This is a genomic window from Pantoea sp. BJFS-204, from assembly GCF_049310725.1.
Classification (GTDB): domain Bacteria; phylum Pseudomonadota; class Gammaproteobacteria; order Enterobacterales; family Enterobacteriaceae; genus Pantoea; species Pantoea agglomerans.
Genome location: NZ_JBMOWE010000003.1, coordinates 1 through 22,841, shown reverse-complemented (window position 1 = coordinate 22,841; position 22,841 = coordinate 1). Strand labels below are relative to the sequence as shown.

Here is a 22,841-nt window from a genome sequence, read left to right as displayed (position 1 = left end):
TTTTCTTTCTACCTGTTCCTCCTCTGTTTTGTTAACGCCATCATCTTTCATTGTTGATAATTCACTCTTTTTGTCGCCATTTTGTCCCAATTGTGTGTGATTTGCTCAATCAAACAAAGTTTCGGAAAAATTGTTTGACTTAAAAGTCCGGGAAAGTAATATGTGCGCCACGCAGTGCCGATGAGCAGAAACAACGTTCAGACGCACAGTTCGAAAGAAAGCGTAAGGTGAGGTGGCCGAGAGGCTGAAGGCGCTCCCCTGCTAAGGGAGTATACGGTCAAAAGCTGTATCGAGGGTTCGAATCCCTCCCTCACCGCCATTTTCGATGCATCCATAGCTCAGCTGGATAGAGTACTCGGCTACGAACCGAGCGGTCGGAGGTTCGAATCCTCCTGGATGCACCATCGAAACAAAGCGAATTAGCAATTCCTTTCATGGTGAGTAGTTAGCACCCTGCGTTGTACAAGAATTTGTTTTATGCATCCATAGCTCAGCTGGATAGAGTACTCGGCTACGAACCGAGCGGTCGGAGGTTCGAATCCTCCTGGATGCACCATTCTTTGTAACATCCTTAGGTTGGTTTCTGTAAGTCCATAAAAAGTTGTACCTCAAAAGATAGACCCCAATGCATCCATAGCTCAGCTGGATAGAGTACTCGGCTACGAACCGAGCGGTCGGAGGTTCGAATCCTCCTGGATGCACCATCTTCTTCTTTAGCCTCAAAATCCCTCAAAGTATCATGGCGCGATGATCGCTAAGACCTCACTAAACACGATAGCGTTACTTCCGTAACCGCCCGTACAGCAAACGCTGAGTGAGTATCCTGAAAAACCTCTGCAGTTTCCCTCTGGCTTCACACGCACTCTTTTCCTGTTTAATCTGCCCCATTGATTCATCATCCTGACTTAAGCGATCCGAAACGCCTGTTTCCCGCATCAACGCCTTCTGTTTTGCTGCCCATGCCCGTCCGCCGCCGCTTGTCTGCCAGAAGAATGTTAAAAAAACGCTGGAATTTCGTACGTTTATCGCTGGTCGTGCACGATCACCTTTATCTGAAAACAAAAATTGTTAATGCTTTCAAAGCATTTGCTGTTCATCCCCCCTGGCGACAACCTGTCCACATTAGGCTAAAGTAATGTCTCATTTGATGAATGTCCGGAGTGACAATGTACGATCAATATGACGCCCTGATTTTCGATATGGACGGCACGATTCTTGATACTGAGCCGACACATCGAAAAGCGTGGCGTCAGGTACTGACGCGTTATGGATTAACGCTGGATGAAGCACGTATTATCGACTTCAATGGCGCACCAACCTGGCGGCTGTCGCAGTTCATCATTGAATCCAATCAGTCGTCACTCGACCCTCATCTTCTTGCCGCAGAAAAAACCGCTGCCGTGAAAGCGATGCTGCTGGAAAACGTGAAGCCACTGCCTTTAATGGAGGTGGTGAAAGCGTATCACGGGCGTCGTCCGATGGCGGTCGGTACCGGAAGCGAACACAGCATGGCAGAGGCGTTACTGACGCAGCTGGGCGTACGTGAGCTCTTTTCGGCCGTCGTCGGTGCTGACGACGTACAGCGTCATATACCTGAGCCTGAAACCTTCTTACGCTGCGCTGAGCTGATGGGTGTGACGCCGGCACGTTGTGTGGTGTTTGAGGATGCGGACTTTGGTATTCAGGCAGCGAAGGCGGCAGGTATGGCTGTGGTGGATGTCCGCTTACTGTGAGTGACGTTCTTACCTATGCCTCGATGTTCGGCAGCAGCTTTTTAAGTGCAACGCTCCTGCCGGGAAGTTCTGAAGCACTGCTGATAGCACTATTGATAGCAAAAAAGACATCAGTTTACGGGTTGCTTTTGGCCGCATCACTGGGAAACACCTTGGGCGGCTTAACCAACATTCTTATTGGTCGCTTGCTGCCGTTAAAACGTCAGGGGCGATGGCATGACACAGCAATGACGTGGTTGCACCGACTGGGACCTGCAGCACTGTTATTCAGCTGGCTGCCAGTGATAGGTGATCTGCTCTGCGTTCTGGCAGGCTGGTTACGTTTCGCCTGGCTACCCGCGATGCTGTTTCTCGCTGTCGGCAAAACACTGCGTTATATCGTTATCGCGACTGCCACATTACAGGGTATGCAATGGTGGCATTGATTCGCACAGATTCGAGGCTACGGTTAACATTATGCTGAACAAAAATAAATTATTATCACAGCGGGGGGGTAATGTGATCCCGGACGTATCTAAAGCGCTCTCCTGGCTGGAAGCGCATCCCAATGCCCTTAAAGGTATTGGCCGTGGCATCGAGCGTGAAACGCTGCGTGTACAGGCAAATGGCGAGCTGGCAAAAAGCGGCCACCCGGAATCTCTGGGTTCGGCGCTGAAACATGACTGGATCACCACTGACTTTGCCGAAACGTTGCTGGAGTTTATTACGCCAGTGGATCACAGCATTGATCATATGCTGGCATTCCTGCGCGATATTCATCGTCACGTTGCCCGTGAACTGGGTGATGAACGCATGTGGCCATTTAGTATGCCATGCGTGATTGACGATGCGGACAATATTGAACTAGCGCAATATGGCACGTCCAATATTGGTCAGATGAAGACGCTCTACCGCGAAGGACTGAAAAACCGCTACGGCGCGTTGATGCAGACCATCTCCGGCATTCACTATAACTTCTCACTGCCACTCTCATTCTGGCAGGAGTGGGCTGACGTGAAAGATAAGGAAAGCGGAAAAGAGACGATCTCGGCGGGCTATCTGCGGCTGATCCGCAACTATTATCGCTTCGGCTGGGTGATCCCCTATCTGTTTGGCGCATCGCCTGCTATCAGCTCCAGCTTCCTGCAGGGCCGTGAGAGCGCGCTGCCATTCGAAACCAACGACAAAGACACGATGTGGCTGCCGTATGCTACCTCACTGCGTCTGAGCGATTTAGGCTACACCAATAAATCGCAGAGCTCTCTGGGCATCACGTTTAACTCACTGGAAGGCTATGTCACTGCGCTGAAGAAAGCGATTAAGACGCCGTCAGAAGAGTATGCAGCGATGGGCACTAAAGATGCCGACGGTAACTGGCTGCAGCTCAACACCAACGTGCTGCAGATTGAAAACGAGCTCTATGCGCCAATCCGGCCTAAGCGTGTGACACGCTCGGGTGAAGCGCCCTCTGATGCGCTGCTGCGTGGTGGTATTGAGTACATTGAAGTGCGTTCGCTGGATATCAATCCGTTCTCTGCGATCGGCGTAGATGAGAATCAGGTTCGCTTCCTCGACCTGTTCCTGATCTGGTGTACCCTGGCCGATGCGCCGGAAATGAGTGCAGATGAGTTGCAATGCACCCGTATAAACTGGAACCGGGTTGTGCTGGAAGGGCGTAAACCGGACCAGAAAATTGCCGTAGGCTGCGGAGAAGCGGAACATTCGCTGGTTGAAGTGGGCAAAACCCTGTTTGCCGATCTGCGTCGGGTTGCTGAAGTGTTAGACAGTCATAATCAGGACAGCACGGAATATCAGCAGGTTTGCGATCAACTGGTAGCATCGTTCGACGATCCTGAGCTAACCTACTCGGCGCGCATCCTTCAGGCAATGAAGGACAATGGTGTAACCGGAACCGGCGTGGCGCTGGCTGAACAGTATCGCCATCTGCTCTGCGAAGAGCCGCTGGAAGTGCTGACAGAAGAAGATTTCACGCGTCAGGCGCAGGCGTCTGTTGCTGCACAGCAGCAGCTGGAAGCAAATGATAAGCTGGATTTTGAAGCGTATCTGGCGAGCCGGGAAGGGTAGAAAAGAAAAAGGCCACATCAATGTGGCCAAATTAACATCTCTGTTGTCAGGGATGATGATAACAAATGCGCGTCTTTCATATATTCAGACGTTGGGCGAACAGAAAAGTTTCATCGTTTTAAAAAAAAATTCTCAGAACAGGAGGTGACGTATGCCACTACTGGACAGTTTTACCGTTGATCACACCATCATGGGCGCACCGGCAGTTCGCGTGGCGAAAACCATGAAGACTCCGCATGGCGATACGATTACCGTTTTTGACCTGCGTTTTTGCCGCCCGAACATTGATATTCTCACTGAGCGTGGCATTCATACGCTGGAGCATCTCTTTGCCGGCTTCATGCGTGATCACCTGAATGGTGATGGTGTGGAAATCGTCGATATCTCGCCAATGGGTTGCCGCACCGGCTTCTACATGAGCCTGATTGGTACACCAGACGAGCAGCGCGTTGCCAAAGCGTGGAAAGGGGCGATGGAAGATGTTCTGAAAGTGAAAGATCAGAACCAGATCCCTGAGCTGAATGAATACCAGTGCGGCAGCTACAAGCTGCACTCACTGGATGAAGCGCAGCAGATCGCCCGCAATGTGCTGGCGCATGAGATCGGTGTTAACCGCAACGAAGATCTGAAACTGCCTGCTGAAAAGCTGAAAGAACTGCACATCTAGTCAGGGCTTTGCTGCTAAAAAAAACGCCGCATCATGTCGATTGCGGCGTTTTTTTATCGCTTCAGGAACCTACCGATTTTTTCAGTGGCGTCTTCGGCGTGATGCGCACTTGTTTAATCATGTTGTCCTGCACGTCCAGAATATCGACGTTGTAGTGGCCGATCTGAACACGGGTGGCGATGGCAGGGATCTCTTCCAGCGCTTCCAGCAGCATGCCGTTGATGGTGCGCGCTTCCTGCTCTGGCAGTTGCCAGTTAAACGCCTTGTTAATTTCACGCACACTGGCGCTGCCTTCAATCAGCACGGACCCATCATTCTGCGGCATCACTTCTTCTGCCAGTGATGGTGACATGGAGGTGGTGAAGTCACCCACGATCTCCTCCAGAATGTCCTCTATTGTCACCAGCCCTTTGATGTCGCCATACTCATCCACCACCACGCCCGCTTTCTCTTTGTTGCGCTGGAACTTCACCAGTTGGGTGTTCAGCGGTGTCCCTTCCGGGATGTAGTAGATCTCATCGGCGGCGCGCAGCAGCGTCTCTTTGGTGAACTCTTTTTTCTCCGTCATCATGCGCCAGGCTTCGCGCACCCGCAGCATGCCGACGCAGTCATCCAGCGAGTCCCGGAACAGCACAATGCGGCCGTGTGGCGAGTGGCTCAACTGGCGCACCACCGACTTCCAGTCATCGTTGATATTAATGCCGACGATCTCGTTACGCGGAACCATGATGTCATCAACGCTGACTTTCTCCAGGTCGAGCACGGAGAGCAGCATGTCCTGATTACGGCGTGACATCAGGCTACGTGACTCATAGACGATGGTACGCAACTCCTCTTTGCTCAGCGCGGAGTTAATGGCACCGTCAGCGCGGATACCCGCCATCCTCATCAGCAGACGCGTAATGGTGTTCAGTAGCCAGACCAGCGGCAGCATGATGTATTGCAGCGGGACCAGCAGCAGGCTGCTGGGAAAGGCGACGCGTTCGGGATAGAGGGCCGCCACTGTTTTTGGCAGCACTTCAGCAAATACCAGCACCACAAAGGTCAGGATACCGGTTGCGATCGCGACCCCTTCGTCACCGTGAATACGCATGCCAACAATGGTGGCAAGTGCGGAAGCCAGAATATTCACCAGGTTATTGCCGATTAATACCAGGCTGAGCAACCGGTCAGGGCGACGCAGTAACTTCTCCACCCGGCGTGCGGGGCGGCTGCCGTTTTTAGCCTGATGGCGCAGCTTATAGCGGTTAAGCGTCATCATTCCGGTTTCCGACCCGGCAAACCAGGCGGAAACCAGTACCATGACGCAGAGAATAATAATCAGCGTGGTGGTTGAAACATTCTCCAACGCAGAACTTCCTTTTTAACGAGAGGTGGGGACAAGCAGATGCTGCAGGATGCGACTGCCGAAGTAAGCCATGGTTAACAGCACCGCACCGCTGCAGTTAAACCAGACGACGCGGCGACCACGCCAGCCTTCATGATAGTGCCCCCAGAGCAAAACGATATAAACAAACCACGCGATGATGGAAAGCACGGCTTTATCGACGTTTTCTGCGCTGAAGAGATCCTGCATATAAAACAGACCGGTGCAGAGCACCAGCGTCAACAGCACGACGCCCACCTGGGTGATGTGAAACATCTTACGTTCAATGGTCAGCAGCGGCGGCATATCCTGTGTGAACGCCAGGCGCTTGTTTTTTAACTGGTAATCGATCCACGCCAGCTGCAGTGCATAGAGCGCGGCAATAATCAGCGTCGCGTAGGCGAACAGCGACAGGCCGATATGGATCATCATGCCTGGCGTGGTTTCCAGATGGGTGATAAACGCATTGGGCACAAAAGTGGCGAAGGCCAGATTGATCAGCGCGAAGCTGTAGACAATCGGCAGTAGCAGCCAGCCACGGTTGCGTGACGCCACAATGGTCATGATGGCGCAAATCAACAGGCTGACCAGCGAGCCTATGTTGAGCAGGCTTAAATTCTGTCCGCTATCAACAGCAAATATGCGTTGCTGCAAGGCCACCGCGTGTGTCACCAGCGCCACACAGGCAGAGAGCATCGCCATTCGCCGCCAGCCGCCGTTACGTTTCAACAGGCTGGGAATGATCAGGGCAAGACTTAAGGAGTAGGCGAATAGCGCCACTATCGCGAAAACGAACATAGATCCTTTCAGGTTCAGTCAGATAAGGAAAAAGGCAGTATAGCGCCAGCCGAAGCAGGCTCCAAACGATCTGAGGGGCAATTGCAGAGATCGCTGAGGCTTCGTGTTATAATCCGCCGCATTCTGCCGATCAGGCGCCTCGCGATCTTTTTTTTAGTGAGAGACCATGTTTGATAATTTAACCGATCGTTTGTCGCAAACCCTGCGAAACATCAGCGGCCGCGGAAGGCTGACTGAAGAGAACATCAAAGAGACCCTGCGTGAAGTGCGCATGGCACTGCTTGAGGCTGACGTTGCGCTGCCGGTGGTGCGTGACTTCATCAACCGTGTGAAAGAGAGCGCGGTCGGCCATGATGTGAATAAAAGTCTGACTCCAGGTCAGGAATTTATCAAAATCGTTCGTAACGAACTGGTTACGGCGATGGGTGCAGAGAACAATGCTCTCGACCTGGCTGCTCAGCCGCCAGCCGTGGTGCTGATGGCGGGTCTGCAGGGTGCCGGTAAAACGACCAGCGTCGCTAAGCTGGGTAAGTTCCTGCGTGAGAAGCACAAAAAGAAAGTCTTAGTGGTTTCTGCCGACGTCTATCGTCCGGCGGCAATCAAACAGCTGGAAACGCTGGCACAGCAGGTGGGTGTGGATTTCTGCCCATCCGATCTCAGCCAGAAGCCGGTCGATATCGTTAACAATGCGCTGCGTGAAGCTCGCCTGAAGTTCTACGATGTACTGCTGGTGGATACCGCCGGTCGTCTGCACGTTGACGAAGCGATGATGGACGAAATCAAACAGGTTCATGCCGCGATCAATCCGGTAGAAACGCTGTTTGTGGTCGATGCCATGACCGGTCAGGATGCGGCAAACACGGCTAAAGCTTTTAATGAAGCGCTACCGCTGACCGGTGTTATCCTGACCAAAGTCGATGGTGATGCACGAGGCGGTGCGGCGCTGTCGATTCGTCATATCACCGGTAAGCCGATTAAATTTATGGGTGTCGGTGAAAAAACCGATGCACTTGAGCCGTTCTATCCGGAGCGTATTGCTTCGCGTATCCTCGGCATGGGTGACGTGCTGTCACTGATCGAAGATATCGAAAGCAAGGTTGACCGCGATCAGGCTGAGAAACTGGCTAAGAAGCTGAAAACCGGCGACGGTTTTGATCTCAACGATTTCCTTGAGCAGCTGAAGCAGATGCGCAACATGGGCGGCATGGCCAGCCTGATGGGCAAACTGCCTGGTATGGGACAGTTGCCTGACAATGTGAAGTCACAGATGGATGACAAAGTGCTGGTGCGCATGGAAGCGATCATCAACTCGATGACACGCAAAGAGCGTGAAAAACCAGAGATCATCAAAGGCTCACGCAAGCGCCGCATTGCGACCGGCTCCGGTATGCAGGTGCAGGACGTTAACCGCTTATTGAAGCAGTTTGACGACATGCAGCGTATGATGAAGAAAATGAAGAAGGGCGGCATGGCGAAAATGATGCGCGGCATGAAGGGTATGATGCCGCCAGGTTTTCCTGGCCGCTAAAGCGTTCCACAAAAAAGCCCGAAATGGCACGGTTTAGGTTGCTTTTTTCGCCAAAATGAGTAAAATTTTCGGGCTTTTTATACAGCACCCGGACCCCGTTCCTCGATGGGGGCCGGGTGTTTTATTAACTGAAGAGGATGTTATGGTAACAATTCGTTTGGCACGTCACGGCGCTAAAAAGCGTCCGTTCTATCAGGTCGTCGTCACTGACAGCCGCAATGCACGCAACGGTCGTTTTATCGAGCGCGTTGGTTTCTTCAACCCGATCGCATCTGGTCAGGCTGAAGGTCTGCGTCTTGATCTGGATCGTATCGAGCACTGGGTTGGCCAGGGCGCAACGCTTTCTGATCGCGTTAACGCGCTGGTCAAAGAAGCTAAGAAAGCAGCTTAATCTGTCACGGTGGTGAGCATGAGCAGACAAATTGCCGCACAGCCTCCTGTTAACCCGATTGTATTGGGTAAGATGGGAGCCGCCTACGGTATTCGCGGCTGGCTCAAAGTGTTTTCCTCCACTGAAGACGCTGAAAGCATCTTCAACTACCAACCCTGGTTCATCCAGCGCGCCGGTAAATGGCAGCAGGTCGAACTGGACGGTTGGAAGCACCACAATCAGGACCTGATCATCAAAGTCAAAGGCATTGAAGATCGGGATGCGGCGGCTCAGTTAACCAATTGCGAAATTCAGGTTGACTCGACGCAGTTGCCATCGCTGGAAGAGGGCGACTACTACTGGAAAGACCTTATGGGCTGCCAGGTAGTTAACCTTGAAGGCTACGAGATGGGTAAAGTCATCGATATGATGGAAACCGGCTCGAACGACGTTCTCGTCGTTAAGGCAAACCTGAAGGATGCATTCGGTGCTCAGGAGCGGTTAATTCCGTTTCTTGATGAACAGGTTATCAGGAAAGTCGATCTCTCTACTGGCATCATTGAGGTAGATTGGGATCCTGGTTTTTGATCTCCGAATCGAACGGTAACGTAACGGCGAATACAATGTGGATTGGTGTTATTAGCCTGTTTCCAGAAATGTTTCGCGCTATTACCGATTACGGGGTAACTGGCCGGGCTGTAAAAAACGGTCTGCTCAGCATTCAGAGCTGGAGTCCTCGTGACTTCACGCACGACCGGCACCGTACCGTGGATGATCGTCCTTACGGCGGCGGACCGGGAATGCTGATGATGGTACAACCCTTACGGGATGCCATCTCCGCAGCGAAAGCAGCGGCAGGTGATGGGGCCAGGGTGATATATCTTTCACCTCAGGGTCGCAAACTGGACCAACAGGGCGTTTGCGAACTGGCGGCACGGGACAAGTTAATTCTGGTCTGTGGCCGTTATGAAGGGATTGATGAGCGCGTAATCCAGACCGAAATTGATGAAGAATGGTCAATCGGTGATTACGTTCTCAGCGGCGGGGAACTGCCAGCGATGACGATGATTGACGCAGTCGCCCGGTTTATTCCTGGCGTGCTCGGCAAGCAGGCGTCAGCCGATGAGGATTCGTTCTCGGAAGGTTTGCTGGATTGTCCGCACTATACCCGACCTGAAGTGTTAGACGGCGTGGAGGTCCCGGCAGTATTACTGTCAGGCAACCATGCTGATATTCGCCGCTGGCGTCTGAAGCAGTCGCTAGGCCGTACCTGGCTGAGAAGACCTGAACTTCTGGAAAACCTGGCTCTGACTGAAGAGCAAGCAAGGTTGCTGAATGAGTTCCAGCGGGAATCTCAGCAGCAACAAAACGATGATGTGGAAGAGTAAGCTCTTCCCCGACTATCAGTTTACCCAGGATATGAGATTTAATTATGAGCAACATTATCAAGCAAATTGAACAAGAGCAGATGAAACAGGACGTACCTTCCTTCCGCCCGGGTGATTCCGTGGAAGTGAAAGTATGGGTCGTTGAAGGTTCTAAAAAACGTCTGCAGGCATTCGAGGGCGTGGTTATCGCTATCCGTAACCGCGGTCTGCACTCTGCATTCACTGTTCGCAAAATTTCTAACGGCGAAGGCGTTGAGCGTGTATTCCAGACTCATTCACCTGTAATTGACAGCATCGCTGTTAAACGTCGTGGCGCTGTGCGTAAAGCCAAACTGTACTACCTGCGTGAGCGTACTGGTAAGTCTGCTCGTATTAAAGAGCGTCTTAACTAAGGTATCGCTAACGCGACATCTAAAAGTTAATAGCAAACAAGGGGTTGGCATCTGCCAGCCCCTTTTTTATGTCACTGCCAACCTTGCTGCCTACAGTTAACCGTCGTCCGGCCGCTGAAAATGATAAATCGCGGTATTAACCGGCCCTTCCTCTAAGACGATCAGGCCATAGCGACAGCCAATGAACTGACCACCGCACTTCTCAGCCACGCCCCGACTGGCCAGGTTATCCTCTGCTGCCAGAATCTCAATCACCCGGGTCTCTGGGCGTGAAAACCCCAGCGGCAGCAACGCGGCCACCGCGCGGCTGGCGATTCCCTGACGCTGGGCATCACTGCGAACCCAGTAGCCAATTGCGCTGGTGTCACCCGGATGACGGGCAAAGCGTATTCCTGCGCCCCCCAGCAGCTGGTCATGCTGATCAACGATGGCAAACTCTTCCGCTTCCTCTTTCATCCGTTGCCAGTGGGTAAAGCGGATCCAGCTTTCTGCTTCATGAGGCTGATAATCGTGATGCGCCCAGACCATCCATGGGATAAGGCTATCCAGCGAGGCATTAACCGCAGTGGTAAACGCAGATACGTCGCTGAGCTCAAAAGGTCGCAGATAAATATTTTGTGGTGATGGGTACATAACTCTCTCAGCGCGAACAGAATGATTCTTTTATTCTGCCTGTGGGTAGAAGAAAGGCAATAACCTTAACTGTAAACTTATTTGTACAATTGTCTTTGGTTTTTTGTGGTTGAGGTTTTTATTATATGCATGATTTTATTGTTTATTTTAAGTATATTTCGCACCCTTCTTCATCCGTGGTAATAAAACTGTACATATAATATTGCGCTATGTATTGCCTGTGATACAGTATTTGCATTCCTCAGTGAGGAGTCCATGACTGCCAATACGAGCCAAAGGATCGCCATCATGCAAAAAGACGCGCTGAACAATGTGCATATCGCCGGTGAACAGGTATTAATCACGCCTGAAGAGCTGAAAGCGAAGTTTCCACTGACCACTGAACAGCAGGATCAGGTCGCGGCGTCGCGCCAGACTATCTCTGACATTATTGCCGGCCGCGATCCGCGTCTGCTGGTGGTGTGCGGACCCTGCTCAATTCACGATACCGAAGTGGCACTGGACTATGCACGTCGTCTGCAAACCCTTTCTGAACAGCTGAAAGATCAGCTCTTTATCGTGATGCGCGTCTATTTTGAAAAACCTCGTACCACCGTCGGCTGGAAAGGGCTGATCAACGATCCTTTCATGGATAACTCGTTTGATATGGAAGCGGGTCTGCACATTGCGCGCCAGCTGCTGGTGAACCTGGTTGAAATGGGTTTGCCTCTGGCCACTGAAGCGCTGGATCCCAATAGTCCGCAATATCTGGGCGACCTGTTCAGTTGGTCTGCCATTGGCGCACGTACCACTGAATCTCAGACGCACCGTGAAATGGCCTCGGGCCTGTCGATGCCGGTAGGCTTTAAAAATGGCACCGATGGCAGTCTGGGAACGGCAATCAACGCCATGCGTGCAGCCGCAATGCCACACCGTTTTGTCGGGATTAATCAGGCCGGTCAGGTCTGCCTGCTGCAGACTCAGGGCAATCCGGATGGTCACGTGATCCTGCGTGGCGGCAAAGCGCCGAACTACGGTCCTGAAGATGTCGCGCAGTGTGAAAAAGAGATGCTCAAGGCGGGACTGCGTCCAGCCTTAATGATAGATTGCAGCCATGGTAATTCGAACAAAGACTACAGCCGTCAGCCTGGCGTAGCGGAATCCGCTATTGCGCAGATCAAAGACGGGAACCGTTCAATCATTGGTTTGATGCTGGAAAGCCATATCAATGAAGGTAACCAGTCTTCTGAGCAGCCACGCAGCGAAATGAAGTATGGCGTTTCCGTAACCGATGCATGCATCAACTGGGAAGTGACCGAAACGTTGCTGCGTGAAATGCATCAGGATCTGCAGGGAGTGCTGTCGGCGCGTCTGTCACAAGAGGTGTAAGAGCAATGGTGGCTGAACTGACCGCGTTACGCGATCAAATTGACAGTGTTGATAAAGCGTTGCTGGATCTGCTGGCTAAGCGACTGGAACTGGTGGCCGAGGTAGGTGAGGTGAAGAGCCGTTACGGCCTGCCTATTTATGTGCCTGAGCGTGAAGCGACGATGCTGGCTTCCCGTCGTAAAGAGGCCGAAGCGCTCGGCGTCCCACCGGATCTGATTGAGGATGTGCTGCGTCGCGTGATGCGGGAATCCTATACCAGCGAGAATGACAAAGGCTTTAAAACCCTCTGTCCTGAACTGCGCCCGGTGGTGATTGTCGGTGGTAAGGGCCAGATGGGCCGGCTGTTTGAAAAAATGCTCGGGCTATCAGGCTACACGGTTAAAACGCTGGATAAAGAGGACTGGCCTCAGGCTGAGACTCTGCTCAGCGATGCCGGAATGGTGATCATTAGCGTGCCGATTCACCTGACCGAGCAGGTGATTGCCCAACTGCCACCACTGCCGGAAGATTGTATTCTGGTCGATCTGGCGTCGGTCAAAAACCGGCCTCTGCAGGCAATGCTGGCTGCCCATAACGGGCCTGTGCTGGGTCTGCATCCGATGTTTGGCCCGGACAGCGGCAGCCTGGCAAAACAGGTGGTGGTCTGGTGTGATGGAAGACAACCGGAAGCGTATCAGTGGTTCCTGGAGCAGATTCAGGTCTGGGGTGCGCGTCTGCATCGTATCAGCGCTGTTGAGCATGACCAGAACATGGCATTCATTCAGGCGCTGCGTCACTTTGCTACCTTCGCTTATGGTCTGCATTTAGCCGAAGAGAACGTCAATCTGGATCAGCTGCTGGCGCTCTCGTCGCCCATTTACCGGCTTGAACTGGCGATGGTGGGGCGGTTGTTCGCTCAGGATCCGCAACTCTATGCGGATATCATCATGTCTTCAGAGAGTAATCTGGCGCTGATAAAACGCTATTACCAGCGGTTTGGTGAAGCGATTGCGCTGCTGGAGCAGGGCGACAAGCAGGCGTTTATCGCCAGCTTTAACCGGGTTGAACAGTGGTTTGGCGATCACGCAAAACGCTTCCTGGTCGAAAGCCGAAGCCTGTTGCGATCGGCCAATGACAGCCGCCCATAAATGACAGCCATCCATCAATGAAAAAGGCATCCAGTTGGATGCCTTTTTTCTTCTTTTTATTCGCCAGGTTCAGCGGGCACCACATTTTCGCTGGGGTAACAGCCCAGTACCTTCAGAGAGCGGGTCATGGTCTGTAATTCCTGCAGCGCCTGCTGCATCCGCTCTGATTGCAGGTTGCCCTGCACATCAATGTAAAACATCTCTTCCCACGGATTACCATTAATCGGGCGGGACTCCAGCTTGCTCATAATCAGGTTGTGCTGACGCAGTACCAGCAGCGCGTCGACCAGCGCACCCGCCTGCTGGCCGGTTGCCATAATCAGCGTGGTTTTCGCTGGCACCTGGTCAGAAACCTCGATTGCTTTGCGGGCCAGCACGATAAAGCGGGTGTGATTCTGCTGCTGATTCGCCAGATTACGTTCCAGCACCTGCAGCTGATACAGTTCGCCGCCGGCCTCACTGCCCAGCGCCGCCACCTTAGGTGAGTTGAGCGCAGCCACTTTCTCCATCGCTGCCGCGGTACTCTCGGTGTATTCGATTTTCCAGTGCGGGAAACGATTAATAAACTGGCTGCACTGCTGGAACGGTTGAGGATGGCTGTAAACCGTCTCAATCTGCTGAAGATCGGTGGGGCCATTCACCAGCACGCAGTGGTCGATAGGCAATGTCAGCTCGCCCACGATTGAGAGGCTTGTCTGTTGCAGCAGATCGTAGACATCGTTGATCGAGCCTGAACTGGTATTCTCAATCGGCATCACGGCGTAATCAGCTACGCCATTTTCGACCTGTTTGATGATGTCGTGAAACTTCAGGCAGCCACACTCCACCATGCTATCGAAATGGCGCGACGCGTAGTTGCGTGCTGCAAGATGCGAATAAGAGCCTTTCGGGCCCAGGAAGGCGATACGGGCGGCATGCGCATGGGGATGGTTGAGGTTTTTTTGCAGCAGCGCTTGCTGAGTCAGCACGGAATCTTCAATTACCAGCTGGAACAGACGGGTGATGTAGTGCGCATCCAGGTTGTGTGCCTTACCCAGTACGATGAGATTCTCCAGTAGCGCGCGTTCGCGCTCCACATCCCGAATCGGGCGATGCGTCGCCAGTTTCGCTTGTGCAACTTCCACTGCCAGCAAACGACGCTCGGCCAGCAGCGTCAGAAGTTTTTTATCCACGGCGCTGATTTTATCGCGTAGCGCCAGCAATGGATTATCGGGATTCATAGGGCTCACCTGTATGCTATCCAAAAAAAAGCCTCCCGGTTGGGAGGCTTCGGTGTTCGTCTTCGCTTTCATTTTCACACGACGAATGGCCTCCCGTTCAGGGGAAGGTAAAAAAGAAAGCGAAGAAAAACAGATCAGGTTTCATTGTCATGTCCGAAAAGAGAGTGACCTGAGAGTAACCGTACTGCTTAAAAGCTGTCAATAAAAAACGCGCCCGCAGGCGCGTTAAGAAACAGCGTTAAGAAAATCAGGACTCTTCGTCGGCGGGAATGATGTCTTTCACGCTGGCACTGGCGCGGCGTGCTTCAGACTTATGCTGAACTTTATTCAGCTGACGCTCGAGCTTGGCAATCAAATCGTTGATAGCGGTATACATATCATCGTGCTTGGCGCTGGCCACCAGAGTCCCGTTAGGTGTGTTAATAGTGGCGTCAGCCACGAATTCTTTGGGCTCTTTGGAAAGGACAATATGTGGATTAATCAGGTCGGTTTGCCATTTTTCGAGCTTGGCGAGACGGTCTTCAACATGGCTTCGGATTGCCGGAGTGATGTCCATTTGTTTACTGGTAATGTTCAGAATCATCGTTCTTACCTCTCTGTCATTTCCGTCTTGGTCTTCTCAGCATAGCGCGAAAAAGCGTTCAATGTGGGATTTCGATCACGAAAAAATGTCACTTTTTGTCAGTCACAACATTCTGTGAGAAAGGCAGAGAAACTGGCCGAAATGGCTTGAAGCGAAACGATTAACACGGCATGCTTGATGAGTTAGCTCGCTGAGAACAGATCCAAATCTGACTGTTCTGTGAGCAAAAAAAAGCAGCCCTGAGAGGCTGCTTTTTTTATGGCTGAAAATCCTTCGAACGATCAGCTTTTGTTAGCTGCAATGATTTTCGCCACTTTATCGGCTTCAGCGTTCAGCTGCAGATTGCGGTAAGCATTCTCCATCAGCGGCAGGGCATCGTGTGTTGCCTGCGTATCCGGATAATCGCGCATCATACCTTCGACACGGTTAACAACCGCGACATAAGCCTCACGCTTAGTATAGAATTGCGCCACTGACAGCTCATATTTAGCCAGACGGTCTTTCAGATAGACCAGGCGTTTCTGAGCATCAGCCGCATACTGGCTGTTCGGGTAACTCCGCAGCAGCTGAGAGAAGTCGCGGAAAGCATCACGAGCGTGCGTCGGATCGCGGTCAGAACGATCAATACCAAAGAAGCCCTGCAGCGCGGAGTCATCCAGCGCCATGTCCGTCAGACCTTTCATATAGATGACATAGTCAATGTTCGGATGCGTGGGGTTCAGACGCATAAAGCGAGCAATGGCAGCCTGCGCCAGGGGCAGATCGGCATTTTTATAGTACGCGTAGATTAAATCCAGCTGCACCTGCTGCGAATAAGGACCGAACGGATAACGATTATCCAGCGCTTCCAGTTGCTTAATCGCAGCTTTAAAGTTACCGTCCTGCAGCTTTTGCTGCGCTGTAGCATAGATTTCAGAAGGCGGGCTGTCCGGTACCGCGTCATTTGAGCCGGAACAACCAACAAGTGCCAGGCTCAGTGTGGCAGCAGCCACCAGATGTTTCATACGCGTCATGACGAAGTGATTATCCTCAAATGTTATGGCGGAAGCTGTCCGTATAGCTCCCGGTAATGACCAGGTACGATAGCACATTATATTAAACGGCATCGCCGTGAAAACCCAACGTTAACGAAGAAGCTGTATATGGCACAACAAGTTCAACTCACCGCAACGGTATCCGAATCACAACTCGGACAACGCTTAGATCAGACTTTGGCGGAATTGTTCCCTGATTATTCACGTTCTCGCATAAAAGAGTGGATCCTCGATCGTCGCGTTACTGTAAACGGCGTCATGGTCGATACACCCAAAGAAAAAGTGCTGGGCGGCGAGCTGGTCGCGATTGACGCTGAGATCGAGGAGGCGCAGCGCTGGGAACCGCAGAATCTGCCACTCGACATCGTTTATGAAGATGAAGACATTATTGTCATCAACAAACCACGCGACTTCGTGGTTCACCCTGGCGCCGGTAATCCGGATGGCACGGTATTAAACGCCTTACTTCATCACTATCCGGCGATTATGGATGTGCCGCGCGCGGGCATCGTACACCGCCTGGATAAAGACACCACCGGTTTAATGGTGGTCGCGAAAACCGTTCCGGCTCAGACGCATCTGGTGGACTCGCTGCAGCGTCGCGAAATCACCCGCGAATATGAAGCGGTTGCGATTGGCAACATGACTGCGGGCGGCACCGTTGAGCAGCCTATCAGCCGTCACTCAACCAAACGCACCCACATGGCGGTACACCCAATGGGTAAACCGGCGGTCACTCATTACCGCATCATGGAGCACTTCCGGGCCCATACCCGTCTGCGCCTGCGTCTGGAAACCGGTCGTACTCACCAGATCCGTGTGCATATGTCTCACATCAGCCATCCGCTGGTGGGCGATCCGCTTTACGGTGGCCGTCCGCGTCCACCAAAAGGCGCGTCTGAAGCATTTATTACTACGCTGCGCGGTTTCGATCGTCAGGCACTGCACGCCACGATGTTGCGCCTCTATCACCCCATCAGCGGTATTGAAATGGAATTCCATGCTGCGCTTCCGCAGGACATGGTTGATCTCATCGCGGCGTTAAAAGCAGACACTGAAGAATTTAAAGACCAGTTGAATTGGTGATGAATCTGATGACTCCTCAATGGCCCGCTCCGTCACGCGTTCGGGCCTGCTCGACGCAGCGACAGGGCGGCATCAGCACATCGCCCTGGGATGCACTGAATCTCGGCGGGCATGTGGGAGATAATCCGGATGCGGTGGCGCGTAACCGGCAGTTGCTGTTGGAAGAGGCGGGTTTAACTGCCATGCCGCAGTGGCTGGATCAGGTTCATGGCACTGAGGTTGTGCGTCTGACTGCAGGGGGAAGTACGCCATTACCTGCTGATGCCTGTATTACCGATCAGCCCGGCGTCGTCTGTGCCATCATGACCGCTGACTGTCTTCCGGTCCTGTTCTGTTCGCAGGATGGCACGGAAGTGGCGGCGGCACATGCAGGCTGGCGCGGACTTTGTGCGGGTATACTGGAAAATACGCTGGCGCAGTTTCGTTCGCCGCCTGATCAGATTCATGCCTGGCTTGGACCGGCAATCGGACCTGATGCGTTTGAGGTCGGCGAAGAAGTCCGTCAGGCCTTTATGGCTCAGGATCCCAGGGCTGTGCAGGCTTTCCGTCCATCAGGTGACCGCTTTTACGCCGACATCGGCCTGCTGGCGCAGATGCGACTACAGGCAGCGGGCGTGAATTCAATCAGCGCCAGCAGCCGTTGTACCTTTACGCAGCGCGACGATTTCTTCTCTTTCCGCCGCGATGGGATCACCGGGCGTATGGCAACTTTGATCTGGCTGTTATAACCTTACGCCATAAGACGGTCCAGTTAGCGTATTTTTTACTCAAATCTCAGGTCATTAACCTTGAAATTTTGAGGGATGACCTCATTTAATCTCCAGTAGCATTTTGACCTGTAATGGGAGGAATTATGCGTCTGGATCGTCTTACTAATAAATTTCAGCTGGCTCTCGCCGACGCTCAGTCCCTCGCTCTGGGACACGACAATCAATTCATCGAACCTCTGCATCTGATGAGCGCATTGCTCAAACAGGAAGGCGGATCGGTTTCACCTTTACTGACTTCGGCCGGTGTCGACGTTACGCCATTTCGCGCTCAGGTTGAGCAGGCTATTGATCGCCTGCCACAAGTTGAAGGCAGCGAAGGCGATGTACAACCCTCATCTGACCTCGTCCGGGTATTAAACCTGTGCGACAAGCTGGCACAGAAGCGCAACGATAACTTTATTTCATCCGAATTATTTGTTCTGGCCGCCCTGGAATCGCGGGGCTCACTGGCCGATCTGCTCAAAGCAGCGGGCGCAACGCGTGAAAAAATCACCAGTGCGATTGAACAGATGCGGGGAGGAGACAACGTGAACGATCAGGGGGCTGAAGATCAGCGCCAGGCTTTAAAAAAATACACTATCGACCTGACCGAGCGGGCAGAGAAGGGCAAACTCGATCCGGTCATCGGTCGTGACGAAGAGATTCGCCGCACCATCCAGGTTCTGCAGCGCCGTACCAAAAACAACCCGGTACTGATTGGTGAACCTGGCGTGGGTAAAACCGCGATTGTCGAAGGGCTGGCGCAGCGCATCATCAATGGTGAAGTGCCTGAGGGTCTGAAAGGACGTCGGGTACTGGCACTGGATATGGGTGCGCTGGTGGCCGGGGCGAAATATCGCGGTGAATTCGAAGAGCGTCTGAAAGGCGTACTGAGTGACCTGTCGAAACAGGAAGGCAACGTCATTCTGTTTATCGACGAGCTGCACACCATGGTGGGAGCCGGTAAAGCTGACGGTGCGATGGACGCCGGCAATATGCTTAAACCTGCGCTGGCGCGTGGTGAACTGCACTGTGTGGGTGCCACTACGCTTGACGAATATCGCCAGTACATTGAAAAAGATGCCGCGCTGGAGCGTCGTTTCCAGAAAGTCTTTGTGGCTGAGCCAAGTGTGGAAGATACCATCGCCATTCTGCGTGGTCTGAAAGAGCGTTATGAACTGCATCACCATGTGCAAATCACTGACCCGGCGATTGTCGCGGCGGCGACCCTGTCTCATCGTTATATTGCTGACCGGCAGCTGCCGGATAAAGCGATTGACCTGATCGATGAGGCAGCTTCCAGCATTCGTATGCAGATGGACTCGAAGCCGGAGTCACTGGATCGCCTTGAGCGCCGTATCATTCAGCTGAAGCTGGAGCAGCAGGCGCTGAAGAAAGAGGCGGACGATGCCAGCATCAAGCGTCTTGAAATGCTGGAAACCGAGCTCAACCAGAAAGAGCGCGAATACGCCGAGCTGGAAGATGAGTGGAAGACAGAGAAAGCCTCGCTGTCCGGCACGCAGAACATTAAAGCGGAACTTGAGCAGGCGCGTCTGAATTTAGAGCAGGCACGTCGCCAGGGTGACCTCGCTCAGATGTCAGAGCTGCAGTACGGTAAAATTCCGGCACTGGAAAAACAGTTAGCCGCAGCGACTCAGGCGGAAGGCAAGACCATGAAGTTACTGCGTAACCGGGTAACCGATGTGGAGATTGCCGATGTTCTGGCACGCTGGACCGGTATTCCGGTCGCACGAATGATGGAAGGTGAGCGCGATAAGTTACTGCGCATGGAGCAGGACTTACATGGCCGGGTCATCGGACAGGATGAAGCGGTTGAGGCGGTATCAAATGCTATTCGCCGTAGTCGCGCAGGCCTTTCTGATCCAAACCGGCCTATCGGTTCCTTCCTGTTCCTGGGGCCCACCGGGGTCGGTAAGACGGAGTTGTGTAAAGCGCTGGCTAACTTCCTGTTCGACAGTGACGATGCGATGGTTCGTATCGACATGTCTGAATTTATGGAAAAACACTCAGTATCACGGCTGGTGGGTGCACCTCCGGGTTATGTCGGCTATGAAGAGGGCGGTTATCTGACCGAAGCTGTGCGCCGTCGGCCTTATTCGGTCATCCTGCTGGATGAAGTAGAGAAAGCGCATCCTGATGTCTTTAACATTCTGCTGCAGGTGCTGGATGATGGGCGTCTGACGGATGGGCAGGGCCGGACGGTCGATTTCCGTAACAGCGTGGTGATTATGACCTCTAACCTGGGATCAGATTTAATCCAGGAGCGGTTCGGCAATCTCAGTTACCCGGAAATGAAAGATATCGTGATGGGTGTGGTCGGACAGCATTTCCGTCCTGAGTTCGTCAACCGTATTGATGAGGTGGTGGTGTTCCATCCGCTGGCTGAGAAACATATTGCGTCTATTGCGCAGATTCAGCTGCAGCGGCTGTACAAACGTCTGGATGAACGGGGTTATCAGCTGCACATCTCTGATGATGCGATCAAACTGCTGGCGGAGAACGGATATGATCCGGTCTACGGTGCACGTCCGCTGAAACGTGCGATACAGCAGCAGATCGAGAACCCGCTGGCTCAGCAGATCCTTGCTGGTTCACTGGTGCCAGGCAAAACCATCGAAATGGATGTGGAGAACAACATCATTACTGCACATCAGTAAGGGTGTGGAATGAAAAACGGGCCTCTGGCCCGTTTTTTTTGCCCTTTTGAGGGGTTTTTGCTTATTTAATACTCCTTTTGAGTGCAAAATGAACGGTCAGTAAAAAAGTCTCAATTTGCACTTGCGCTATCTGAGCCGTTCCCTATAATGCGCCTCCACTGACACGGCAAACCGGAAACGGAAAACGGGTCAGGAGGCACAGGAGACTGCGCCGCCGGAGAAAAACTTCTGAGAAAGAGGTTGACTCTGCAGGAGGAAAGCGTAATATACGCCACCTCGCGACAGGACGCTAACGCACTGTTCGCACTGCTCTTTAACAATTTATCAGACAATCTGTGTGGGCACTCGCAGGATTGATATCAGCGTCTCCGGACGTAAAAAAATATCAAGCCTCACGAGTGAACACATAATGAAATTCATTATGACGTTTTACAGATGAGCACCGCTTAACTTGTTTAAGCAAATCAAACTTAAATTGAAGAGTTTGATCATGGCTCAGATTGAACGCTGGCGGCAGGCCTAACACATGCAAGTCGGACGGTAGCACAGAGAGCTTGCTCTTGGGTGACGAGTGGCGGACGGGTGAGTAATGTCTGGGGATCTGCCCGATAGAGGGGGATAACCACTGGAAACGGTGGCTAATACCGCATAACGTCGCAAGACCAAAGAGGGGGACCTTCGGGCCTCTCACTATCGGATGAACCCAGATGGGATTAGCTAGTAGGCGGGGTAATGGCCCACCTAGGCGACGATCCCTAGCTGGTCTGAGAGGATGACCAGCCACACTGGAACTGAGACACGGTCCAGACTCCTACGGGAGGCAGCAGTGGGGAATATTGCACAATGGGCGCAAGCCTGATGCAGCCATGCCGCGTGTATGAAGAAGGCCTTCGGGTTGTAAAGTACTTTCAGCGGGGAGGAAGGCGATGCGGTTAATAACCGCGTCGATTGACGTTACCCGCAGAAGAAGCACCGGCTAACTCCGTGCCAGCAGCCGCGGTAATACGGAGGGTGCAAGCGTTAATCGGAATTACTGGGCGTAAAGCGCACGCAGGCGGTCTGTTAAGTCAGATGTGAAATCCCCGGGCTTAACCTGGGAACTGCATTTGAAACTGGCAGGCTTGAGTCTTGTAGAGGGGGGTAGAATTCCAGGTGTAGCGGTGAAATGCGTAGAGATCTGGAGGAATACCGGTGGCGAAGGCGGCCCCCTGGACAAAGACTGACGCTCAGGTGCGAAAGCGTGGGGAGCAAACAGGATTAGATACCCTGGTAGTCCACGCCGTAAACGATGTCGACTTGGAGGTTGTTCCCTTGAGGAGTGGCTTCCGGAGCTAACGCGTTAAGTCGACCGCCTGGGGAGTACGGCCGCAAGGTTAAAACTCAAATGAATTGACGGGGGCCCGCACAAGCGGTGGAGCATGTGGTTTAATTCGATGCAACGCGAAGAACCTTACCTACTCTTGACATCCAGCGAACTTAGCAGAGATGCTTTGGTGCCTTCGGGAACGCTGAGACAGGTGCTGCATGGCTGTCGTCAGCTCGTGTTGTGAAATGTTGGGTTAAGTCCCGCAACGAGCGCAACCCTTATCCTTTGTTGCCAGCGATTCGGTCGGGAACTCAAAGGAGACTGCCGGTGATAAACCGGAGGAAGGTGGGGATGACGTCAAGTCATCATGGCCCTTACGAGTAGGGCTACACACGTGCTACAATGGCGCATACAAAGAGAAGCGACCTCGCGAGAGCAAGCGGACCTCACAAAGTGCGTCGTAGTCCGGATCGGAGTCTGCAACTCGACTCCGTGAAGTCGGAATCGCTAGTAATCGTGGATCAGAATGCCACGGTGAATACGTTCCCGGGCCTTGTACACACCGCCCGTCACACCATGGGAGTGGGTTGCAAAAGAAGTAGGTAGCTTAACCTTCGGGAGGGCGCTTACCACTTTGTGATTCATGACTGGGGTGAAGTCGTAACAAGGTAACCGTAGGGGAACCTGCGGTTGGATCACCTCCTTACCTGAAGATACCTTCCCGCGCAGTGTCCACACAGATTGTCTGATA

General features: G+C 52.8%; 21 protein-coding genes, 4 tRNA genes, 1 rRNA gene and 1 other annotated feature. Of the genes, 19 read left to right on the top strand and 7 right to left on the bottom strand.

Annotated elements, in window-relative coordinates:
• Positions 1-226 precede the first annotated feature (226 nt).
• The 8 genes from ACO6VX_RS11255 (at position 227) to luxS (ending at position 4,464) form a co-directional block, all read left to right on the top strand.
• Positions 227-319, top strand: a tRNA-Ser gene (locus ACO6VX_RS11255).
• 8 nt (positions 320-327) lie between these two features.
• A tRNA-Arg gene (locus ACO6VX_RS11250) sits at positions 328-404 on the top strand.
• 75 nt (positions 405-479) lie between these two features.
• Positions 480-556: transfer RNA gene (locus ACO6VX_RS11245), tRNA-Arg, on the top strand.
• A 71-nt stretch (positions 557-627) separates the two neighbouring features.
• A tRNA-Arg gene (locus ACO6VX_RS11240) sits at positions 628-704 on the top strand.
• A 462-nt stretch (positions 705-1,166) separates the two neighbouring features.
• Positions 1,167-1,733, top strand: a complete 567-nt coding sequence (gene yqaB / locus ACO6VX_RS11235) for a fructose-1-phosphate/6-phosphogluconate phosphatase (RefSeq protein WP_422431789.1) — start codon at positions 1,167-1,169, stop codon at positions 1,731-1,733.
• Entirely contained in the window at positions 1,730-2,158 is a 429-nt protein-coding gene (locus tag ACO6VX_RS11230; RefSeq protein WP_010248498.1) for a YqaA family protein, read from the top strand. The genes yqaB and ACO6VX_RS11230 overlap by 4 nt, the downstream gene beginning before the upstream one ends.
• A 31-nt stretch (positions 2,159-2,189) precedes the next feature.
• Positions 2,190-3,797: a glutamate--cysteine ligase gene (gshA, locus tag ACO6VX_RS11225; protein WP_033770020.1), complete on the top strand. Its 1,608-nt coding sequence runs from the start codon at positions 2,190-2,192 to the stop codon at positions 3,795-3,797.
• Positions 3,798-3,948: 151 nt separating this feature from the next.
• Complete coding sequence (gene luxS / locus ACO6VX_RS11220; protein ID WP_009086888.1) at positions 3,949-4,464, top strand: S-ribosylhomocysteine lyase; 516 nt, start codon at positions 3,949-3,951, stop codon at positions 4,462-4,464.
• A gap of 61 nt (positions 4,465-4,525) precedes the next feature.
• Here luxS and ACO6VX_RS11215 read toward each other — a convergent pair whose 3' ends face one another.
• Together ACO6VX_RS11215 and ACO6VX_RS11210 are read right to left on the bottom strand one after the other, a co-directional pair.
• On the bottom strand, positions 4,526-5,812 hold the full coding sequence (locus ACO6VX_RS11215; protein WP_022623780.1) for an HlyC/CorC family transporter: 1,287 nt from the start codon (positions 5,810-5,812) through the stop codon (positions 4,526-4,528).
• Between the two features lie 15 nt (positions 5,813-5,827).
• Positions 5,828-6,628, bottom strand: a complete 801-nt coding sequence (locus tag ACO6VX_RS11210; RefSeq protein ID WP_010248489.1) for a cytochrome C assembly family protein — start codon at positions 6,626-6,628, stop codon at positions 5,828-5,830.
• A 166-nt stretch (positions 6,629-6,794) separates the two neighbouring features.
• Here ACO6VX_RS11210 and ffh point away from each other — a divergent pair, with 166 nt between their 5' ends.
• From ffh to rplS, 5 genes are all read left to right on the top strand, one after another.
• Entirely contained in the window at positions 6,795-8,156 is a 1,362-nt protein-coding gene (gene ffh / locus ACO6VX_RS11205) for a signal recognition particle protein (protein WP_010248486.1), read from the top strand.
• Positions 8,157-8,298: 142 nt separating this feature from the next.
• The gene (gene rpsP / locus ACO6VX_RS11200; protein ID WP_003849041.1) at positions 8,299-8,547 is read left to right on the top strand and encodes a 30S ribosomal protein S16; all 249 of its coding nucleotides are present in this window, start codon (positions 8,299-8,301) and stop codon (positions 8,545-8,547) included.
• Positions 8,548-8,565: 18 nt separating this feature from the next.
• Entirely contained in the window at positions 8,566-9,114 is a 549-nt protein-coding gene (rimM, locus tag ACO6VX_RS11195) for a ribosome maturation factor RimM (protein WP_010248480.1), read from the top strand.
• Between the two features lie 35 nt (positions 9,115-9,149).
• Positions 9,150-9,914: a tRNA (guanosine(37)-N1)-methyltransferase TrmD gene (trmD, locus tag ACO6VX_RS11190; RefSeq protein ID WP_010248477.1), complete on the top strand. Its 765-nt coding sequence runs from the start codon at positions 9,150-9,152 to the stop codon at positions 9,912-9,914.
• 44 nt (positions 9,915-9,958) lie between these two features.
• Complete coding sequence (rplS, locus tag ACO6VX_RS11185; RefSeq protein ID WP_003849035.1) at positions 9,959-10,306, top strand: 50S ribosomal protein L19; 348 nt, start codon at positions 9,959-9,961, stop codon at positions 10,304-10,306.
• Between the two features lie 96 nt (positions 10,307-10,402).
• Here rplS and ACO6VX_RS11180 read toward each other — a convergent pair whose 3' ends face one another.
• A complete protein-coding gene (locus ACO6VX_RS11180; protein ID WP_010248470.1) occupies positions 10,403-10,939 on the bottom strand; it encodes a GNAT family N-acetyltransferase in 537 nt (178 codons plus the stop codon).
• A 288-nt stretch (positions 10,940-11,227) separates the two neighbouring features.
• Here ACO6VX_RS11180 and ACO6VX_RS11175 point away from each other — a divergent pair, with 288 nt between their 5' ends.
• Both ACO6VX_RS11175 and tyrA read left to right on the top strand, forming a co-directional pair.
• Positions 11,228-12,307, top strand: a complete 1,080-nt coding sequence (locus ACO6VX_RS11175) for a 3-deoxy-7-phosphoheptulonate synthase (protein ID WP_010672116.1) — start codon at positions 11,228-11,230, stop codon at positions 12,305-12,307.
• A gap of 5 nt (positions 12,308-12,312) precedes the next feature.
• Positions 12,313-13,434, top strand: coding sequence for a bifunctional chorismate mutase/prephenate dehydrogenase (gene tyrA / locus ACO6VX_RS11170; protein ID WP_033758683.1), 1,122 nt, complete (start codon positions 12,313-12,315; stop codon positions 13,432-13,434).
• A 56-nt stretch (positions 13,435-13,490) separates the two neighbouring features.
• On the opposite strand, the gene pheA is transcribed toward tyrA, so the two are convergent.
• From pheA to bamD, 4 genes are all read right to left on the bottom strand, one after another.
• Positions 13,491-14,654 (bottom strand): bifunctional chorismate mutase/prephenate dehydratase, encoded by a 1,164-nt coding sequence (pheA, locus tag ACO6VX_RS11165; RefSeq protein ID WP_010248448.1) that lies wholly within the window; start codon positions 14,652-14,654, stop codon positions 13,491-13,493.
• A 21-nt stretch (positions 14,655-14,675) separates the two neighbouring features.
• Positions 14,676-14,800: a sequence feature (Phe leader region), on the bottom strand.
• Complete coding sequence (gene pheL / locus ACO6VX_RS11160; protein WP_193555295.1) at positions 14,752-14,799, bottom strand: pheA operon leader peptide PheL; 48 nt, start codon at positions 14,797-14,799, stop codon at positions 14,752-14,754. Its footprint overlaps the feature before it by 48 nt.
• A 101-nt stretch (positions 14,801-14,901) precedes the next feature.
• Positions 14,902-15,237: a ribosome-associated translation inhibitor RaiA gene (gene raiA / locus ACO6VX_RS11155; protein WP_003849030.1), complete on the bottom strand. Its 336-nt coding sequence runs from the start codon at positions 15,235-15,237 to the stop codon at positions 14,902-14,904.
• A gap of 281 nt (positions 15,238-15,518) precedes the next feature.
• Complete coding sequence (gene bamD, locus ACO6VX_RS11150) at positions 15,519-16,250, bottom strand: outer membrane protein assembly factor BamD (RefSeq protein WP_010248444.1); 732 nt, start codon at positions 16,248-16,250, stop codon at positions 15,519-15,521.
• Between the two features lie 129 nt (positions 16,251-16,379).
• Between bamD and rluD the strand changes: the two genes are divergently transcribed.
• The 4 genes from rluD to ACO6VX_RS11130 all read left to right on the top strand — a co-directional run bounded on the left by rluD (position 16,380) and on the right by ACO6VX_RS11130 (position 22,796).
• Positions 16,380-17,357 (top strand): 23S rRNA pseudouridine(1911/1915/1917) synthase RluD, encoded by a 978-nt coding sequence (rluD, locus tag ACO6VX_RS11145; RefSeq protein WP_010248442.1) that lies wholly within the window; start codon positions 16,380-16,382, stop codon positions 17,355-17,357.
• Positions 17,357-18,085 (top strand): purine nucleoside phosphorylase YfiH, encoded by a 729-nt coding sequence (gene yfiH / locus ACO6VX_RS11140; protein WP_422431779.1) that lies wholly within the window; start codon positions 17,357-17,359, stop codon positions 18,083-18,085. Before rluD ends, yfiH begins: the two co-directional genes overlap by 1 nt.
• A gap of 113 nt (positions 18,086-18,198) precedes the next feature.
• Entirely contained in the window at positions 18,199-20,784 is a 2,586-nt protein-coding gene (clpB, locus tag ACO6VX_RS11135; protein ID WP_029519628.1) for an ATP-dependent chaperone ClpB, read from the top strand.
• 472 nt (positions 20,785-21,256) lie between these two features.
• Positions 21,257-22,796 (top strand): 16S ribosomal RNA (locus ACO6VX_RS11130).
• Positions 22,797-22,841: the final 45 nt, after the last annotated feature.

Excerpts from the sequence above, each read along its gene's own strand:
- yqaB (WP_422431789.1), top strand. The coding sequence starts at position 1,167 with ATGTACGATCAATATGACGCCCTGATTTTCGATATGGACGGCACGATT.
- gshA (WP_033770020.1), top strand. The coding sequence starts at position 2,190 with ATGCTGAACAAAAATAAATTATTATCACAGCGGGGGGGTAATGTGATC.
- luxS (WP_009086888.1), top strand. The coding sequence starts at position 3,949 with ATGCCACTACTGGACAGTTTTACCGTTGATCACACCATCATGGGCGCA.
- ACO6VX_RS11210 (WP_010248489.1), bottom strand. The coding sequence starts at position 6,628 with ATGTTCGTTTTCGCGATAGTGGCGCTATTCGCCTACTCCTTAAGTCTT.
- ffh (WP_010248486.1), top strand. The coding sequence starts at position 6,795 with ATGTTTGATAATTTAACCGATCGTTTGTCGCAAACCCTGCGAAACATC.
- rpsP (WP_003849041.1), top strand. The coding sequence starts at position 8,299 with ATGGTAACAATTCGTTTGGCACGTCACGGCGCTAAAAAGCGTCCGTTC.
- rimM (WP_010248480.1), top strand. The coding sequence starts at position 8,566 with ATGAGCAGACAAATTGCCGCACAGCCTCCTGTTAACCCGATTGTATTG.
- trmD (WP_010248477.1), top strand. The coding sequence starts at position 9,150 with ATGTGGATTGGTGTTATTAGCCTGTTTCCAGAAATGTTTCGCGCTATT.
- rplS (WP_003849035.1), top strand. The coding sequence starts at position 9,959 with ATGAGCAACATTATCAAGCAAATTGAACAAGAGCAGATGAAACAGGAC.
- ACO6VX_RS11180 (WP_010248470.1), bottom strand. The coding sequence starts at position 10,939 with ATGTACCCATCACCACAAAATATTTATCTGCGACCTTTTGAGCTCAGC.
- ACO6VX_RS11175 (WP_010672116.1), top strand. The coding sequence starts at position 11,228 with ATGCAAAAAGACGCGCTGAACAATGTGCATATCGCCGGTGAACAGGTA.
- tyrA (WP_033758683.1), top strand. The coding sequence starts at position 12,313 with ATGGTGGCTGAACTGACCGCGTTACGCGATCAAATTGACAGTGTTGAT.
- pheA (WP_010248448.1), bottom strand. The coding sequence starts at position 14,654 with ATGAATCCCGATAATCCATTGCTGGCGCTACGCGATAAAATCAGCGCC.
- raiA (WP_003849030.1), bottom strand. The coding sequence starts at position 15,237 with ATGATTCTGAACATTACCAGTAAACAAATGGACATCACTCCGGCAATC.
- bamD (WP_010248444.1), bottom strand. The coding sequence starts at position 16,250 with ATGACGCGTATGAAACATCTGGTGGCTGCTGCCACACTGAGCCTGGCA.
- rluD (WP_010248442.1), top strand. The coding sequence starts at position 16,380 with ATGGCACAACAAGTTCAACTCACCGCAACGGTATCCGAATCACAACTC.
- yfiH (WP_422431779.1), top strand. The coding sequence starts at position 17,357 with ATGAATCTGATGACTCCTCAATGGCCCGCTCCGTCACGCGTTCGGGCC.
- clpB (WP_029519628.1), top strand. The coding sequence starts at position 18,199 with ATGGGAGGAATTATGCGTCTGGATCGTCTTACTAATAAATTTCAGCTG.